Below are 14357 nucleotides of genomic sequence, written 5' to 3' on the forward strand. Positions count from 1 at the left end.
CCGGATTATGCCAGAAACGCCCAAAAAAAGTAGGCCCCTCCTGTCAGAACTGCGCTTTTGCGCAATTCGACAGGAGATTATCCTGAGCTTTAACGTTTCAGTGACGAGTTTCTGAGGCCACGTCAGTACCGCCACCCGCAAACAGTTGCGCCACATCGCTGGCATCGAAGAAGTAGCGCTCGTTGCAGAACTGGCAATCGATCTCCACCGTCCCGCCACACTCTTCCACCAGCGCCTTGGCGTCGTGTTCGCCCAGACTGACCAACGCATTGCCGGAGCGTTCCCGCGAACAGCTGCAATTGAAGCGCAGTGGCTGAATATCGAACAGGCGCACGGCATCTTCGTGGTACAGGCGGTGCAGCAGGGTTTCGTTGCCCTCTGTCCACTCTTCCGGCTTGAGCGTCTTGGCCAGGGCCACTACGTGCTGCCAGCTGTCTTCGCGCTCTTCATCATCCGGCTGGCGATCACGCGGCAGTTGCTGCAGCAATAGCCCACGGGCCTTGCCGCCTTCGGCATTGAGCCAGAAACGGGTATTGAGCTGCTGCGACTGGACGAAGTAGTTGGTGAAACATTCCGACAGGTTGGCGCCATCGAGGTCGACGGTCCCCTGGTAGCGCTGGCCCTTGACCGGGTCGATGGTCAGGGTCAGGTGGCCGTCGGGCATCAGCTGCGACAGGGTGGCACCCGCCGGAATCTGGTCCGCTTCGTAGCGGGCCATGCCGCGGATCTCGCGGTCGCTGGAACATTCCACCATCAGCAGCGGAATCGGCCCAGCCGAACGCGCCTGCAGAATCAGCAGGCCATCGAACTTCATCGCACCCACCAGCAAGGCGGTGGCGGCCATCAACTCGCCGAGCAGCACCTTGACCGGCTGGGGGTACTCATGACGCGCCAACACTGCGGCGTAGCTGTCATCGAGAGACACCCACTCGCCGCGCACATCGCGCTCGTCGAAGATGAAACGTTGGGTGAAATCGGTATCAGGCAATTCGCTCATAGGTTTTGGCTATCTGAAAATGATGACAAAATGGTTACAAGGGTTGTCGCGAACCTGCGAGAGCCCATGACAGAGCGCTCACACGGCGCTCCGATTTCTGTTTGCAATAGAGGTATTTTATGGACAATCGACCACTGTTCCAAGCAAGGTGGTCCTGGGGGCCACTGGCAGCCTGTACGCTGCTTCCCATCGCTCTACTGTGTTTCTGGTTATGGCCCATTGGCCAGATCCTGTGCCTGACTTTCGACGAGTGGCTGTTCCGCAGCCTGAACGCACCACTGGCAGACAATACTGCCTGGCGTAATATCTGGGCACTTGGCAGCCTGCGCCCGTTCGATATCGTCGTCGGTCTGATCCTGCTGGCTGTGCTCATTCGCGGTGACTGGGTGTTCAAGGCCGCTCAGGTTCGCCAGGCATTTTTCGGCTTTCTGGTCACGCTACTCCTCTTAGTGGTGATTCGCGCGCTGTTTTCCAAGTGGGTGGATGCAGCCGGGTGGCAGCACAAGAGCCCATCGATGATCTTCGACGACGTCGTGCACCTGAGTGACTATTACCCGAATCTGGAGGCTGCCTGGGAACTGAAGGACCGTTCCAGCAAGAGTTTCCCGGGTGATCACGCCTCGGTGCTGTTGGTCTGGGCGCTGTTCATGAGCGTGTTCAGCCGCGGCCTTTTGCAGTACCTGGTTGTCTGGGGGTTGGCGCTGCTGTTCATGCTTCCGCGCCTGGTAGCCGGTGCCCACTGGGGGCAGGACGACTACATCGGCGGCTTGCTGATGGCGGTGCTGGCGTTGGGCTGGAGCTACTACACGCCGCTGGCGGCCAAAGGCAGCGAGGCGTTGATGCGCTGGACAGCGCCGTTGTTCAAGCTGTTGTCCACGCTACCGCTGGTCGGGCGAATGGCGGTGTTCCGTTAGATGCCTGGGGCTGCACGGCAGCCCCATTCAATCGTAACTTCCATGCAACTGGTGGATCTGCCGCCGCTGCTTCTTGGTCGGCCGGCCATCGGTGGTCACGCCCATGGCCCCGGCCTTACGCATCTCAGCGGCCTGTTCACGGCGACGCACACTTTCTTCGGTTTCCTCGTACAACGCCTGCGCCTCCGGGGCACCACGACGCACCATCGACAGCGCCTTCACCACCACGGTGCGCTCATCGAACCCGGTACGCAGTACGAACTCGTCGCCCACCCGCGGCTCCTTGCCCGGCTTGCAACGCTCACCCCGGCAATGCACCTTGCCACTCTCGATCGCCGCCTTGGCCAGCGCTCGGGTCTTGTAGAAGCGCGCCGCCCATAGCCATTTGTCCAGGCGAACCTTGTCGTCGTCTTCGGCTTTTTGTGCCATCCCGTTACCTCGGATTCTGTCTTTCATCGAACTGTACTACCTTCACATACGGATGCAAAAAGTCCCCGCCGTGCTTAAAGTTCACCACCTCATTCGCAGGGTGCGCTTCGTGAAGACATTTGACCATTTGACTGTGATCGGCCTGCGCGAGTGGGTCGCCCTGCCTGACCTCGGCGTGGCCGGGCTGCGCGCCAAGATCGACACCGGTGCCAGCACATCGAGCCTGCATGCCACCGAGGTGGAACCTTTCGAGCGCGACGGCCAGCCCTGGGTTCGCTTCACTGCGCACCTGGGCTCGGTGGTGCAGTTGCGTCACCGCCGCTGCGAGGCACCGCTGGTGACCATGAAGACCATCAAGAGCTCCAACGGCCACGCCCAGACCCGCTATGTCATCCGCACGTCACTGGCGCTGGGTGATGGTGTATGGGAGGTGGAGTTCACCCTGGCCTGCCGCAAGAGCATGCGCTACCGCCTGTTGCTTGGTTCCAAGGCTCTGATACACGGCCAACTGGTGGTCAACCCCGGCCTGAAATACGTACAAGACAAACCGGCCTTCCCGGCCACCCTTTCCCCTGTCACAGGTGCTGCATGAAGATCGCTGTGCTGTCGCGCAATCCGCGTCTGTATTCCACCCGCCGCCTGGTCGAAGCCGGTACCCAGCGTGGCCACGAAATGGTGGTGATCGATACCCTGCGGGCCTACATGAACATTGCCAGCCACAAGCCGCAGATCCACTACCGTGGCAAGCCGCTGGAAGGCTTCGATGCGGTGATCCCGCGCATAGGTGCTTCGGTTACGTTCTATGGCTGCGCGGTGCTGCGCCAGTTCGAAATGATGGGCGTATACCCGCTCAACGAGTCGGTCGCCATTGCCCGCTCGCGCGACAAGCTGCGCTCGTTGCAGCTGTTGTCGCGGCGCGGCATCGGCCTGCCGATCACCGGTTTCGCCCACTCGCCGGACGACATCCCCGACCTGATCCAGATGGTCAACGGTGCCCCGCTGGTGATCAAGGTGCTGGAAGGCACCCAGGGCATCGGCGTGGTGCTGTGCGAAACCCCCCAGGCGGCCGAGTCGGTGATCGAAGCATTCATGGGCCTCAAGCAGGACATCATGGTTCAGGAGTACATCAAGGAAGCCGGTGGTGCAGATATTCGATGCTTCGTGGTAGGCGATAAAGTAATTGCCTCAATGAAGCGTCAGGCCAAGCCGGGCGAGTTCCGCTCCAACCTGCACCGAGGTGGCGTCGCCAGCCTGATAAAAATCACCCCTGAAGAACGCATTACCGCAATTCGGGCGGCCAAGGTGATGGGGTTGAGCGTGGCGGGCGTGGACATCCTGCGCTCCAACCACGGGCCGTTGGTGATGGAGGTAAACTCGTCACCGGGGCTGGAGGGCATTGAAGTCACCACGGGCAAGAACGTGGCCGGGATGATCATCGAGCATCTGGAGAAGAATGGCGGGCCCAATCAGACCCGGACCAAGGGCAAAGGCTGATTCAGCCTGTACCGGCCTCTTCGCGGCTGAAGCCCCACAGGTACTGCACAACCCCTGTAGCGGCTTCAGTCACGAAGAGGCCAGTGAGCCTCACACAGCATTACGCGGCAGCAGCAGCCCCAGCGGCAACCTGACCCGCGCCTCGATCCCGCCGCCAGACCGGTTACGCAACTCCACATTCCCGCCATGTTGCGCAGCAATCCGCTTGACGATCGCCAGCCCCAGCCCGGTGCCCTTGCCACCCCGCGCCCGGTCACCGCGAATGAACGGGTTGAAGATGGTTTCCAGCTCCGACTCGTCAATACCGGCACCGCGGTCCAGCACGCTGAGCACCACATACGGCGCACTCTCATCCCCCGACACATAGGCAGCCACCTCGACCCCCTTGCCAGCATGGTGCAGGGCGTTGCCGATCAGGTTGCCCAGCATGCGCTTGAGCGAAACCCGGCGCAGCGGGAACGGTGGAATCGGCTCCAGGCACAGGCGCACGCGCTCTTCCGGCTGGTTGTAAGGAGCCACCACCTCGCGCACCAGGTCAGCAAGGTCGACCTCTTCCACTGGCTCGTCACGGCCATCGCGGATGAAGGCCAGGAACTGGTCGAGAATCGCGTCCATGTCCTCGATATCGCGAACCATGTCATCGCTCAGCTCGTTGTCGCTGTTCAGCAACGACAGCGACAGGCGCAGCCGTGTCAGTGGTGTGCGCAAGTCGTGGGAAACCCCGGCCAGCATCAGCTCGCGCTCACGCCCGGCCTGCTCGACATCCTCGGCCATCTGGTTGAACGCCTTGTACACCTCGGTCATCTCGCTGGGGGTATCGCTGATCGGCAGGCGCACACTGCGCCCCTGGCCAAGCTGGCGGGCGGCGAACACCAGGCGTTTGAGCGGCTGGTTCAACTGGCGCACAAAAATCCACGCCGAGGCGGTGGACAACAAACCAATGGCCAGGAACCAGCCCAGCACGTTCCAGATCTTCTGCCCGCGCAAGGGGTGCGGGTACAGCGGCACCTTCAGCCAACCTGGGCCAAGGCTTGGCGCATTGACCCACAACGCCGGAGGCGCATGAATGCGCAACCGCACCTCGGTGTCTTCACCCAACTCGGCCTGCATCTGCCGTTGGTAGATTTCACTGTAAGGCCAATGCTGCTCACCTTCGGGCACACCCGAGCCGGTCACCCGGATAAGGCCTGCCGCCTCGGCGATCTTGTCGCGGTTTTCTTCGTCGGCGGCCCAATAGGCGCGCAAGGTCAGCGCTACACCATGGCTGTACTGACGGTCGACCAGCACGTCCTCGTTCATCAGCAGGTAGACCAGGGTCAGCGCCTTGGAGAACAGAACGACGATCAACACCAGCCACAGGGTGCGGGCGAAGAAACTTTGCGGAAACCAGAGCGGTGTTTTCATCGACGTCCAGGCATCATTTTCCGGCGTTTCCGTCCGGTACGAACACGTAGCCCACGCCCCAGACAGTCTGGATGTAACGCGGCTTGGACGGGTCCGGCTCGATCATGCGACGCAGGCGCGAGATCTGCACGTCGATGGAACGTTCCAGCGCATCCCATTCGCGGCCGCGCGCCAGGTTCATCAGTTTGTCGCGGGTCAACGGCTCGCGGGCGTGCATCACCAAGGCCTTGAGCACAGCGAACTCACCAGTGGTAAGCATGTGCACTTCGTCGCCACGCTTGAGCTCGCGGGTAGCCAGCGACAGTTCATAGTCGCCGAACGTGACCGATTCATCTTCGCTGCCCGGCGCTCCCGGCACGCTCGGCGCCTGGCGGCGCAGCACCGCCTTGACCCGGGCCATCAACTCGTCCGGGTTGAACGGTTTGCCCAGGTAGTCGTCGGCGCCCAGCTCCAGGCCCTTGATGCGGCTGAGCTCGTCGCCCTTGGCGGTCAGCATGATGATCGGGATCTGGTTGTTCTGCTGGCGCAGTCGCTTGCACGCGGACAGGCCGTCCTCACCCGGCAACATCAGGTCGAGCACCACCAGGTTGAACACCTCGCGCTGCAGCAGACGGTCCATCTGCTCGGTGTTGGGCACTGCACGGGCACGGTAGCCCTTGCTGGTGAAGAAACGTTCCAGCAGGCTGCTCAGCCCCGGATCGTCGTCGACGATGAGAATCTTGTCACCTTCAGTGGTGTTTGGCGTGCCGGTCATGAATAACTCCTCTGATATCGCCGCGCATTATGGCGTAGCCATTGCTGCACGTTGCGTGAGCATTGTTAGCAGATTTTTCCCCCGGCGCCAGTTCCGGCTGGCCGGGCGCCATCACCGCAAGCCGTTTGCGATGGGTATAATGCGCGGCTTTCATCCAGCGCCGCCGGGCAAAAAGCCCACAGGCGACCCCCGTATTCACAAATGTCAGGTGGTTTACATGGACAGCATCAACAGCCGTATCGCCGAGGAACTGGGCGTACGCCCACAGCAGGTCGAGGCGGCCGTGAGCCTGTTGGACGAAGGCTCGACCGTGCCCTTCATCGCCCGCTACCGCAAGGAAGTGACCGGTAGCCTTGACGACACTCAGTTGCGCCACCTGGAAGAGCGCTTGCGTTATCTGCGCGAACTCGACGAGCGCCGCGCCAGCATCCTTTCCAGCATCGAGGAACAGGGCAAGCTGACCCCGGAACTGGCCCGCGAGATCAAGCTGGCCGACACCAAGACCCGCCTGGAAGACCTGTACCTGCCCTACAAGCAGAAACGCCGCACCAAGGGCCAGATCGCCCTGGAAGCCGGCCTTGGGGAACTGGCCGATGGCCTGTTCAACGACCCGGCCCTGGCCCCGGAAAGCGAAGCCGCACGCTTCGTCAACGCCGAGAAGGGCGTGACCGACGTCAAGGCCGCGCTGGAGGGCGCCAAGTACATCCTGATGGAGCGTTTTGCCGAAGACGCCGCCCTGCTCGATAAACTGCGCAGCTACCTCAAGCAGGAAGCCGTGCTCAGCGCCCGCGTCGTGGCCGGCAAGGAAGAAGAAGGCGCCAAGTTCCGCGACTATTTCGCTCATGACGAGCTGCTGCGTACTGCGCCGTCGCACCGCGCCCTGGCGATCTTCCGCGGGCGCAACGAAGGCGTGTTGAGCGTCTCGCTGAAGGTCGGCGAGGAACTGCCCGGCACGCTGCACCCGTGCGAGCTGATGATCGGCAACCATGTCGGTATCGAAAACCGCAGCCGACCGGCCGACAAGTGGCTGGGTGAAGTGGTGCGCTGGACCTGGAAGGTCAAGCTGTACACCCACCTGGAAACCGACCTGTTCGGCGAACTGCGCGACAATGCCGAAGGCGAGGCGATCAACGTGTTCGCCCACAACCTGCACGACCTGCTGCTGGCCGCCCCGGCCGGCCCGCGCGCTACCCTGGGCTTCGACCCGGGCCTGCGCACCGGCTGCAAGATCGCCGTGGTCGATGCAACCGGCAAGCTGCTGGACCACACCACGGTCTATCCGCACGCGCCGAAGAACGACTGGGACCGCACCATTTCCATCATGGCCGCACTGTGCGCCAAACACTCGGTGGAACTGATCGCCATCGGCAACGGCACCGCCAGCCGCGAAAGCGACAAGCTGGTGGCCGAGCTGGTCAAGAAATATCCAGCCTTGAAAATCACCAAGATCATGGTCTCCGAAGCCGGTGCTTCGGTGTACTCGGCATCGGAACTGGCCGCCCGCGAGTTCCCGGACCTGGACGTGTCGATCCGCGGCGCCGTGTCGATCGCCCGCCGCCTGCAGGATCCGCTGGCCGAACTGGTGAAAATCGATCCGAAATCCATCGGTGTCGGCCAGTATCAGCACGACGTCTCCCAGCTGAAGCTGGCACGTGGCCTGGACGCGGTGGTCGAGGACTGTGTGAACGCCGTGGGCGTGGACGTGAACACCGCTTCGGTGGCGCTGCTGACGCGCATCTCCGGCCTCAATGCCACGCTGGCACAGAACATCGTCGCCCACCGCGATGCCAATGGTCCGTTTGCCACCCGCGCAGCGCTGAAAAAGGTCAGCCGCCTGGGTGAGAAAACCTTCGAGCAGGCCGCCGGCTTCCTGCGTGTGATGAACGGCGACAACCCGCTGGACGCCTCTGCGGTGCACCCTGAGGCCTACCCGCTGGTGCAGCGCATTGCTGCCGATACCGACCGCGACATCCGTTCGCTGATTGGTGACAGCAGCTTCCTCAAGCGCCTGGACCCGAAAAAGTTCACCGACGAAACCTTCGGCCTGCCAACCGTCACCGACATCCTGCAAGAGCTGGACAAGCCCGGCCGCGACCCACGTCCGGAGTTCAAGACCGCCACCTTCCAGGACGGCGTCGAAGACCTCAAGGACCTGGAACCGGGCATGATCCTCGAAGGCGTGGTGACCAACGTTACCAACTTCGGTGCCTTCGTCGACATCGGTGTGCACCAGGACGGCCTGGTGCATATCTCGGCGCTGTCGGAGAAGTTCGTCAAAGACCCGCGTGAAGCGGTCAAGGCCGGCGATGTGGTCAAGGTGAAGGTCATGGAAGTGGACATCCCGCGCAAACGCGTCGGCCTGTCCATGCGCATGAGCGACACCCCGGGCGAGAAGGTCGAAGGCAATCGCGGTGGCAACCGTGGCAATGGCGGCAATCGCCAGCAGCAGGCACCGCGTCAGCGCGAAACCGCCACTGCCGCCCCGGCCAACAACGCCATGGCAGCCCTGTTCGCCAACGCAAAGCAGTTGAAGAAGAAGTAATGGACGTACCACGTGAATACGTCGAAAGCGCCTTCAGCCAGCTTCTGGGCTGCCGCCTGCAACACCTGGACACCGGTGTTGCCGAGGTAGCCCTGGCGCTCGAGCCACATTTGCGCAACCGTGGCCAGAAGCTGCACGGCGGGGCGATCTTCAGCCTGGTGGATATCGCCATGGGCCTGGCCTGCTCGGCCAGCCATGGCTTTGACCAGCAAAGCGTCACCATCGAGTGCAAGATCAACTACATGCGTGCCGTCAGCGACGGCGAAGTGCTGTGTACCGCCCGCGTGCTGCACGCCGGGCGGCGCACGCTGGTGGTCGACGCCGACGTAGTCCAGGGCGACAAGCTGGTGGCCAAAGCGCAAGGAACCTTCGCGGTTCTCTAGCTCACCAAGCAATATCTGCGGTATTTTCAGCAGTGCGCTGGCACTGCTGGAACCGCGTAAACCAGGCGACAACGCCAGTTCCTTTCTTCCTACCCTTGTAGACCGTTATCTCTACCCCCATATTGGGGCGACTGACGCGTGAAGGAATACATCTTGAGCGACCTCCTCAACCGCCGCCTGAGCCTGCTCGGCGCCAATCTCCCCCTGCTCAAGCAGTGCCTGCACGGTATTGAGCGCGAATGCCTGCGCGTGACCGACGAAGGTCGCCTGGCCCAGACCCCGCATCCGGAAGCACTGGGATCGGCGCTGACCAACGAGCAGATCACCACCGATTACTCCGAGTCGCTGCTGGAGTTCATCACCCCGGCGCTGGCCGACCCGGCCAAGGTGCTCGAAAGCCTCGAGGAGACCCACCGTTTCGTCTACAGCAAGCTGGGCGACGAATACCTGTGGAGCCCGTCGATGCCATGCACACTGCCGGCCGAGGAGGACATCCCGATCGCCGAATACGGTAGCTCGAACATCGGCAAGCTCAAACACGTCTACCGCAAAGGCCTGGCCCTGCGTTATGGCCGCACCATGCAGTGCATCGCCGGTATTCATTACAACTTCTCGCTGCCCGAAGCGCTTTGGCCATTGCTGCGCGAGGACGAAGGCAATACGGAAAATGACCGCGACTACCAGTCGTCGGCCTACATCGCGCTGATTCGTAACTTCCGCCGCTACAGCTGGCTGCTGATGTACCTGTTCGGCGCCTCGCCGGCACTGGACAAAGGCTTCCTGCGTGGCCGCCCGCACCAGCTCGAGGAGCTGGATGCCGAAACCCTGTTCCTGCCCTACGCCACCAGCCTGCGCATGAGCGACCTGGGCTACCAGAGCAACGCCCAGGCCGGCCTCACGCCCTGCTACAACAACCTGGCCAGCTACACCGACAGCCTGCGCAAGGCCGTTGGCACGCCCTACCCGCCGTACGTTGAAGTCGGCACGCATGTGGATGGCGAGTGGGTTCAGCTGAACACCAACATTCTGCAGATCGAAAACGAGTACTACTCGAACATTCGCCCCAAGCGGGTCACCTACTCCGGCGAACGGCCGATCCAGGCCCTGACTTCACGCGGTGTGCAGTATGTGGAAGTGCGTTGCCTGGACATCAACCCGTTCCTGCCGGTCGGCATCGACCTGACCGAGGCACGCTTCCTCGACGCATTCCTGCTGTTCTGCGCGCTGGAAGACAGCCCGCAACTGGACAACGGTGAGTGCGGCCAGTGCACCAGCAACTTCCTGACCGTGGTCAAGGAAGGTCGTCGTCCGGGCCTGGAGTTGCACCGCAATGGTCAGCCAATCAGCCTGAAGGACTGGGCCAGCGAGCTGATCGAGCGTATCCGCCAGTTGGCCAACCTGCTCGACCAGGCGCAAGGCTCTGATGAGCACGCCAAGGCCCTGGATGCCCAGCAGGCCAAGGTCGACGACACCTCACTGACCCCGTCTGCCCAGGTGCTGGCACGCATGACCGAGCATGACGAGAGCTTCGTCCAGTTCTCGCTGCGCCAGAGCCGTGTGCACGCCGAGACTTTCCGCGAGCAACCACTGAGCAACGAAAAACAGCGGGCATTCGAGACGCTGGCCCGCGAGTCGCTCGCCAGGCAGTCCGAGCTGGAGCAGGAAGAAGTCGGTGACTTCGACCTGTTCGTCGGCGCCTACCAGGCCAGCATCCTGGCAATCAGCAGTTGATGAACCGCACCACCACCCCGCGCAAACCGCGCGCCAGCAGCCAGGCCAGGATCGAGGCGATCCTGGCGGCTGCGCGTGAGCTGTTGGCCGAGCAAGGGGTGGCGGCACTTTCTATCTACAGCGTGGCCGAGCGGGCGCAGATTCCACCGTCGTCGGTGTATCACTTCTTCGCCAGCGTGCCGGCCTTGCTGGAGGCGCTGACTGCGGATGTACACCGGGCGTTTCGCGAAGCCCTGAGCGCACCGATCGACAGCAGCGCGTTCAGCACCTGGCACGAGCTGTCACGGCTGATCGAAGAACGCATGCTTGATATCTATAACGAGGATGCGGCAGCGCGGCAGTTGATCCTGGCGCAGCATGGCCTGAGCGAGGTGGTGCAGGCCGACCGGCAGCACGACATGGAACTGGGCGACTTGATGTACAAGTTGTTCGACCAGCATTTTCACCTGCCGGTGATGCCACTGGATGTGGATGTGTTTGCCCTGGGCATGGAATTGAGCGACCGGGTGTATGCGCGGTCAGTGCAGTTGCACGAGGCGATCACCCCGCGCATGGCCGAGGAAGGCAAGCGGGTGTTCGAGGCGTATCTGGGGTTGTATCTGCCGCCGTATCTGGCCAAGCGTTCCAGCTGAGAAATTTGGGGCCGCTTGACGGCCCCATTATCGAGCAGCCGCATCACAGCTTGGCAATAGACACTTCAGTCGACTTTACGAAGGCAATCACTTCGCTGCCAACCTGTAACTCCAGCTCTTTTACCGAGCGGGTGGTGATGACCGAAGTCACGATACCCGAGGCAGTCTGCACGTCGATTTCCGACAGTACCGGGCCTTCGAGAATTTCTTTCACAGTACCTTTGAACTGGTTGCGAACGTTGATGGCTTTGATAGTCATGGTTTGCTTCCTTTTGGCTTCCGGGATTCAGTGCGCCCAACGCAGTTGCGTGGGCAGAGGGGCTACAGGGTCCGGCTCGGGCGCAGTGCCCGGGGCGGACAGCACACGGTTGAGCACTTCGCTTTCCAGCGCGGCCAGGCGGTGTGAACCACGCGCCCGAGGCCGTGCCAGGTCAACAGTGAGGTCGAGCCCGACCTCGCCGTCCTCGATCAGGATCACCCGGTCAGCCACGGCAACCGCCTCGCTGACATCGTGGGTGACCAGCAGCACCGTGAAGCCGTGCTGACGCCACAGGCGTTCGATCAGTTGCTGCATCTCGATACGGGTCAATGCATCCAGCGCACCCAGTGGCTCGTCCAGCAACAGCAGGCGGGGCTGGTGAATCAAGGCTCGGGCCAAGGCCACGCGCTGCTTCTGGCCACCCGAGAGCGCTGCCGGCCATTCGTTGGCGCGGTCGGCCAGGCCAACCGCCTCCAAGGCCTCCAGCGCACGCGAGCGCCAGTCGCCAGACAGCCCAAGGCCAACGTTGTCGATCACCCTCCTCCACGGCAGCAGCCGCGCGTCCTGGAACATCAGGCGGGTTTCTTCACGGGCCTCTTCCAGCGGCGCGGCACCAGCCAGCAACTGACCAGCGGTGGGCTGGTCCAGCCCGGCCAGCAGCCGCAGCAAGGTGCTCTTGCCGCAGCCGCTGCGGCCGACGATAGCCACGAACTGGCCGGCCGGGATGTGCAGGTCGAGGCCCTTTAACACGTCGCGCTGGCCAAAGGCCTTGCGCAGGCCCTTGGAGGCCAGCGGGATGCCACGCAGCAGGCGTGGCGGCTGTTCCTTGAACACGGTCATGCGCCCTCCTTCCTGGCAACTTGATAGGCCGGGTGCCAGCGCAGCCAGGTACGCTCCAGGCCTCGGGCGGCAAGGTCGGCAAACTTGCCGAGCACGGCGTACAGGACGATGGCCAGCACGACCACGTCGGTCTGAAGAAATTCGCGAGCATTCATGGCCAGGTAGCCGATGCCTGCGTTGGCCGAAATGGTTTCGGCAACAATCAGCGTCAGCCACATGAAGCCCAGGGCAAAACGCACACCCACCAGGATCGAAGGCAGCGCCCCAGGCAGGATCACCTGGCGGAACAGGCCGAAGCCGGACAAGCCATAGCTGCGCGCCATTTCCACCAACGCTGGGTCAACGTTGCGAATGCCGTGGTAGGTGTTCAGATAGATCGGAAACAGCGTGCCCAGCGCGACCAGGAAGATCTTTGCCGACTCGTCGATACCGAACCACAGGATCACCAGCGGGATCAGCGCGAGGTGCGGCACGTTGCGAATCATCTGTACCGAGCTGTCGAGCAGGCGTTCGCCCCAGTTCGACAGGCCAGTGATGAAACCCAGTACCAGGCCGATGCTGCCGCCGATCACAAAGCCCAGGCCTGCACGCCAGCCGCTGATGGCCAGATGGGTCCAGATTTCGCCGCTGCGCACCAGCTCGACGCCAGCGCTTACCACTGCGCTAGGTGCCGGCAGGATACGCGTCGACAGCCAGCCAGCGCTCACGGCCAGCTGCCATATTGCCAACAGCAGCACCGGCAGCGCCCACGGCGCCAGGCGCTGGGTCAGGTTGGAGGAAGTTGCACGACTCATGGCCCGGCCCTCAGCTCTGCGACACGGATTTGGGCAGGATGTCGTTGGCCACCATCTCGCCAAACGGGCTTACGTAGCCACCGGATTTCGGTTGCTCCGGGCGTTGCACATCGAGGTGGGGGAACAGCAGTTCAGCCACCCGATACGACTCTTCCAGGTGTGGATAACCCGAGAAGATGAATGTATCGATCCCCAAGTCGGCATATTCCTTCACCCGCGCCGCCACCGTCGGGCCATCGCCCACCAGCGCGGTGCCAGCCCCGCCACGTACCAGGCCAACGCCCGCCCACAGGTTGGGGCTGACTTCCAGGTTGTCGCGCTTGCCGCCGTGCAGGGCAGCCATGCGTTGCTGGCCCACCGAGTCGAAGCGCGCCAGCGAAGCCTGGGCACGAGAGATGGTGTCATCGTCCAGGTGTGAGATCAGGCGGTCGGCGGCTGCCCAAGCCGCTTCGTTGGTTTCGCGCACGATCACATGCAGGCGAATACCGAAGCGGACTTCGCGCCCCTGAGCAGCTGCTTTTCCGCGCACCTGAGCAACCTTCTCGGCAACGGCTGCCGGTGGCTCGCCCCAGGTCAGGTACAGCTCGACCTGTTCGGCCGCCAAGTCCTGAGCGGCCTCGGACGAGCCGCCGAAATACAGCGGTGGGCGTGGTTGCTGAATTGGCGGGTAGAGCAGCTTGGCGCCCTTTACCTGGATGTGCTTACCGTCGTAATCGACGTTTTCGCCTTCCAGCACCTTGCGCCAGATACGGGTGAACTCGACCGAAGCTTCGTAGCGCGCCTGGTGGTTCAGGTGCAGGCCGTCACCCGCCAGCTCGTCCGGGTCACCACCGGTCACCAGATTGAACAGCGCACGGCCATTGGACAAGCGATCGAGGGTGGCCGCCTGGCGTGCTGCCACGGTGGGCGAAATGATGCCCGGACGCAGCGCTACCAGGAACTTCAGGTGCCGGGTCACGGGGATCAGCGACGCGGCCACCAGCCAGGAGTCCTCGCAGGAGCGCCCGGTCGGGATCAGCACCCCACCAAAACCAAGGCGGTCGGCGGCCTGCGCGATCTGCTGCAGGTAACCGTGATCGACCGCTCGTGCGCCTTCGGAAGTGCCCAGGTACTTGCCGTCACCGTGGGTTGGAAGAAACCAGAAAATGTTAAGGCTCATTGGAGTCGTCTCCTCAAGGGTGGCT

General features: G+C 62.7%; 15 protein-coding genes. 7 read left to right on the plus strand and 8 right to left on the minus strand.

Translation table 11 applies throughout. The features are described from left to right. Window positions 1-97: 97 nt before the first annotated feature. Entirely contained in the window at window positions 98-997 is a 900-nt protein-coding gene (gene hslO, locus ACF8RA_RS16515; RefSeq protein ID WP_103443305.1) for an Hsp33 family molecular chaperone HslO, read from the minus strand. Window positions 998-1116: 119 nt separating this feature from the next. Here hslO and ACF8RA_RS16520 point away from each other — a divergent pair, with 119 nt between their 5' ends. After that, window positions 1117-1911 carry a phosphatase PAP2 family protein gene (locus ACF8RA_RS16520; RefSeq protein WP_176685250.1) on the plus strand — a complete coding sequence of 265 codons (795 nt, stop codon included), beginning with the start codon at window positions 1117-1119 and terminating at the stop codon, window positions 1909-1911. Window positions 1912-1938: 27 nt separating this feature from the next. On the opposite strand, the gene ACF8RA_RS16525 is transcribed toward ACF8RA_RS16520, so the two are convergent. Beyond that, window positions 1939-2340: an RNA-binding S4 domain-containing protein gene (locus ACF8RA_RS16525; RefSeq protein ID WP_176685298.1), complete on the minus strand. Its 402-nt coding sequence runs from the start codon at window positions 2338-2340 to the stop codon at window positions 1939-1941. A 109-nt stretch (window positions 2341-2449) separates the two neighbouring features. On the opposite strand from ACF8RA_RS16525, the gene ACF8RA_RS16530 reads away from it, so the two are divergent. Together ACF8RA_RS16530 and rimK are read left to right on the plus strand one after the other, a co-directional pair. Beyond that, entirely contained in the window at window positions 2450-2932 is a 483-nt protein-coding gene (locus ACF8RA_RS16530) for an ATP-dependent zinc protease (protein WP_028697326.1), read from the plus strand. Continuing rightward, window positions 2929-3834: a 30S ribosomal protein S6--L-glutamate ligase gene (gene rimK / locus ACF8RA_RS16535; RefSeq protein WP_021782598.1), complete on the plus strand. Its 906-nt coding sequence runs from the start codon at window positions 2929-2931 to the stop codon at window positions 3832-3834. The genes ACF8RA_RS16530 and rimK overlap by 4 nt, the downstream gene beginning before the upstream one ends. A 90-nt stretch (window positions 3835-3924) precedes the next feature. Here the strand turns inward: rimK and ACF8RA_RS16540 are convergent, their stop codons facing one another. Continuing rightward, complete coding sequence (locus ACF8RA_RS16540; protein ID WP_176685251.1) at window positions 3925-5238, minus strand: ATP-binding protein; 1314 nt, start codon at window positions 5236-5238, stop codon at window positions 3925-3927. 13 nt (window positions 5239-5251) lie between these two features. Continuing rightward, window positions 5252-5992, minus strand: a complete 741-nt coding sequence (gene ompR, locus ACF8RA_RS16545) for a two-component system response regulator OmpR (protein WP_176685252.1) — start codon at window positions 5990-5992, stop codon at window positions 5252-5254. Between the two features lie 217 nt (window positions 5993-6209). Between ompR and ACF8RA_RS16550 the strand changes: the two genes are divergently transcribed. From ACF8RA_RS16550 to ACF8RA_RS16565, 4 genes are all read left to right on the plus strand, one after another. After that, window positions 6210-8534 (plus strand): Tex family protein, encoded by a 2325-nt coding sequence (locus ACF8RA_RS16550; protein WP_176685253.1) that lies wholly within the window; start codon window positions 6210-6212, stop codon window positions 8532-8534. After that, a complete protein-coding gene (locus ACF8RA_RS16555; RefSeq protein WP_021782595.1) occupies window positions 8534-8917 on the plus strand; it encodes a PaaI family thioesterase in 384 nt (127 codons plus the stop codon). Before ACF8RA_RS16550 ends, ACF8RA_RS16555 begins: the two co-directional genes overlap by 1 nt. Window positions 8918-9055: 138 nt before the next feature. Further along, complete coding sequence (gshA, locus tag ACF8RA_RS16560; RefSeq protein ID WP_392487991.1) at window positions 9056-10648, plus strand: glutamate--cysteine ligase; 1593 nt, start codon at window positions 9056-9058, stop codon at window positions 10646-10648. After that, entirely contained in the window at window positions 10648-11280 is a 633-nt protein-coding gene (locus ACF8RA_RS16565; protein ID WP_176685255.1) for a TetR/AcrR family transcriptional regulator, read from the plus strand. The genes gshA and ACF8RA_RS16565 overlap by 1 nt, the downstream gene beginning before the upstream one ends. A gap of 43 nt (window positions 11281-11323) precedes the next feature. Here ACF8RA_RS16565 and ACF8RA_RS16570 read toward each other — a convergent pair whose 3' ends face one another. From ACF8RA_RS16570 to ssuD, 4 genes are read right to left on the minus strand one after another with little or no spacing between them, the layout of a single operon-like run. Beyond that, window positions 11324-11539 carry a molybdopterin-binding protein gene (locus tag ACF8RA_RS16570; protein ID WP_008095172.1) on the minus strand — a complete coding sequence of 72 codons (216 nt, stop codon included), beginning with the start codon at window positions 11537-11539 and terminating at the stop codon, window positions 11324-11326. 27 nt (window positions 11540-11566) lie between these two features. After that, window positions 11567-12379 (minus strand): aliphatic sulfonates ABC transporter ATP-binding protein, encoded by an 813-nt coding sequence (gene ssuB, locus ACF8RA_RS16575; RefSeq protein WP_176685256.1) that lies wholly within the window; start codon window positions 12377-12379, stop codon window positions 11567-11569. Next, window positions 12376-13173 (minus strand): aliphatic sulfonate ABC transporter permease SsuC, encoded by a 798-nt coding sequence (gene ssuC / locus ACF8RA_RS16580; protein WP_176685257.1) that lies wholly within the window; start codon window positions 13171-13173, stop codon window positions 12376-12378. The genes ssuB and ssuC overlap by 4 nt, the downstream gene beginning before the upstream one ends. A 10-nt stretch (window positions 13174-13183) precedes the next feature. After that, window positions 13184-14332 carry an FMNH2-dependent alkanesulfonate monooxygenase gene (ssuD, locus tag ACF8RA_RS16585; RefSeq protein ID WP_392519364.1) on the minus strand — a complete coding sequence of 383 codons (1149 nt, stop codon included), beginning with the start codon at window positions 14330-14332 and terminating at the stop codon, window positions 13184-13186. Window positions 14333-14357: the final 25 nt, after the last annotated feature.

The organism is Pseudomonas sp. FYR_5 (assembly GCF_043106315.1).
In the GTDB taxonomy this organism is placed as follows: domain Bacteria; phylum Pseudomonadota; class Gammaproteobacteria; order Pseudomonadales; family Pseudomonadaceae; genus Aquipseudomonas; species Aquipseudomonas putida_Y.

Bases quoted from the DNA above. Each gene is read 5' to 3' on its own strand.
- ACF8RA_RS16525 (WP_176685298.1), bottom strand. From the start codon at position 2,340: ATGGCACAAAAAGCCGAAGACGACGACAAGGTTCGCCTGGACAAATGG.
- ssuC (WP_176685257.1), bottom strand. From the start codon at position 13,173: ATGAGTCGTGCAACTTCCTCCAACCTGACCCAGCGCCTGGCGCCGTGG.
- ACF8RA_RS16520 (WP_176685250.1), top strand. From the start codon at position 1,117: ATGGACAATCGACCACTGTTCCAAGCAAGGTGGTCCTGGGGGCCACTG.
- ACF8RA_RS16550 (WP_176685253.1), top strand. From the start codon at position 6,210: ATGGACAGCATCAACAGCCGTATCGCCGAGGAACTGGGCGTACGCCCA.
- ssuB (WP_176685256.1), bottom strand. From the start codon at position 12,379: ATGACCGTGTTCAAGGAACAGCCGCCACGCCTGCTGCGTGGCATCCCG.
- ompR (WP_176685252.1), bottom strand. From the start codon at position 5,992: ATGACCGGCACGCCAAACACCACTGAAGGTGACAAGATTCTCATCGTC.
- ACF8RA_RS16555 (WP_021782595.1), top strand. From the start codon at position 8,534: ATGGACGTACCACGTGAATACGTCGAAAGCGCCTTCAGCCAGCTTCTG.
- ACF8RA_RS16565 (WP_176685255.1), top strand. From the start codon at position 10,648: ATGAACCGCACCACCACCCCGCGCAAACCGCGCGCCAGCAGCCAGGCC.
- ACF8RA_RS16570 (WP_008095172.1), bottom strand. From the start codon at position 11,539: ATGACTATCAAAGCCATCAACGTTCGCAACCAGTTCAAAGGTACTGTG.
- ACF8RA_RS16540 (WP_176685251.1), bottom strand. From the start codon at position 5,238: ATGAAAACACCGCTCTGGTTTCCGCAAAGTTTCTTCGCCCGCACCCTG.
- hslO (WP_103443305.1), bottom strand. From the start codon at position 997: ATGAGCGAATTGCCTGATACCGATTTCACCCAACGTTTCATCTTCGAC.
- ssuD (WP_392519364.1), bottom strand. From the start codon at position 14,332: ATGAGCCTTAACATTTTCTGGTTTCTTCCAACCCACGGTGACGGCAAG.
- rimK (WP_021782598.1), top strand. From the start codon at position 2,929: ATGAAGATCGCTGTGCTGTCGCGCAATCCGCGTCTGTATTCCACCCGC.